This window comes from Rhizobacter sp. P1_G5, assembly GCF_056405435.1.
In genome coordinates, this window is record NZ_JBFUCB010000980.1 from 1 (window position 1) to 1397 (window position 1397).

The following is a 1397-nucleotide window of genomic DNA, read 5'->3' on the forward strand; positions in this document are numbered from 1 at the left end:
GAAGAAACCGGACACTTCGCTCTTCAACGAGGGCTGCATCCGCAGACAGTAGTACGGCGCTCCAGGAAAAGCCGACAGTTGCCCGTCCGCGTACATGCCGACCTTGAGGTCCGCGCCCATCGAGGGCACCTTGTTCAGGATCAGCAGTTGCGGGAGTGCCCGCACGTAGGCACCGAGGTCGGCCCCGACCTGGGCCGCAGCGTCAGGGCCTGCATCGGCCAACTCGCCCGTCACGCCGAAGCCGGCGGAGGCCATGGGGCCGTGGGCAACTAGGCCACCGGAACCGGAGTAATCGACGACGAGGTTGGTGCGAGCGTCTCCGTTCACGCGCAGCGCGAGGGAATACCCGCCCGTCCCATCGGCGCCGAGCCACACCGGCACCACGATCGAAGCCACCCGCACGCCCAGAACGCGCGACGCCTTGTCGACGATCGTCACAGGTATCGGGATGCGCACGGTCCCCAGTTGGTACGCCGCCAAGCTGGCGGGGATCCTCGGCGACAGCGGAAAGGAGCCGACGAACGATGAACGCACCGCACCGTCGATGGCGCCCGTGACGTCCAGATGGCMCTGTGCGCCGGTGCTGCCGTCTTCGTCGTAGCTGAGGTCCAGCCGCCCGCCCAGCACGAAGTCGACGCTGCCCGTGAACGGATGCCTGTCGATGGCGACATGGATCGCCTGCTGCAGGCCGGCCGCGGCTTGCGCGCGATCCTGCACGAGTGCGTTTCGAGATACCAGCGTGGCCGATCCGTCGGTGGCCTCGAAGGTTGCATCGCTCATGTCGATGACGTGAGACAGCCTGAGCTTGGCGAAGACCTCTTCGATCTCGGCCGGGACGACGCCGAGGATGGTGGTTCCGTCCACCTGAGTCACCCCCGTTACCCGTACGGCATCATCGTCCAGCAGCAGCACGGCGCCGACGGCGATGTCGTTGCGGACACTGTGTAGCGTCCAGCTCGCGTCGGTGGCCGAGGCGACCCATGCATCGCGGGATGAGTTCACGACCGTCACGTCGGCCTTCAGCGTGCCCTGGGTCGCGGGGTGCTGGGGCACCGGTGGTGGCGTGTCTTCCGAGCCGCCACCGCACGCGCTCAAGACGGCCACGACCATGAGGCAGGTGAAGACCCGTGGACAGCGAAGCATCATTGCTCCTCCCTCGCTGACGCAGCGATGTACGCAGCAGGGTAGCGCGACGATGCCGATCGCAGCACCCCTCGATCGGAGGGGCGGGGAGACCCTTGGCCATCTACCACACCGCGCCGTGAAACAGTCCCTTCCACCGCGGTGGATTGGTGCGTGAGGGGTGCGTCTACACAATGAGTCCCACCCGAGAACACCCGATCTCGACAGTAGATCCACACCTTGAAGATCTTGCATGCTGCCAGGCTGATGGGAGC

Annotated in this window: 1 protein-coding gene; it reads right to left on the minus strand. The window is 66.2% G+C overall.

Going from position 1 to position 1397, the window contains the following annotated elements; genetic code table 11:
• A partial coding sequence (locus AC1D12_RS33340) for a hypothetical protein (protein ID WP_477845378.1) occupies nucleotides 1-1110 on the minus strand: 1110 nt, incomplete at its 3' end.
• Between the last annotated feature and the right edge of the window lie 287 nt (nucleotides 1111-1397).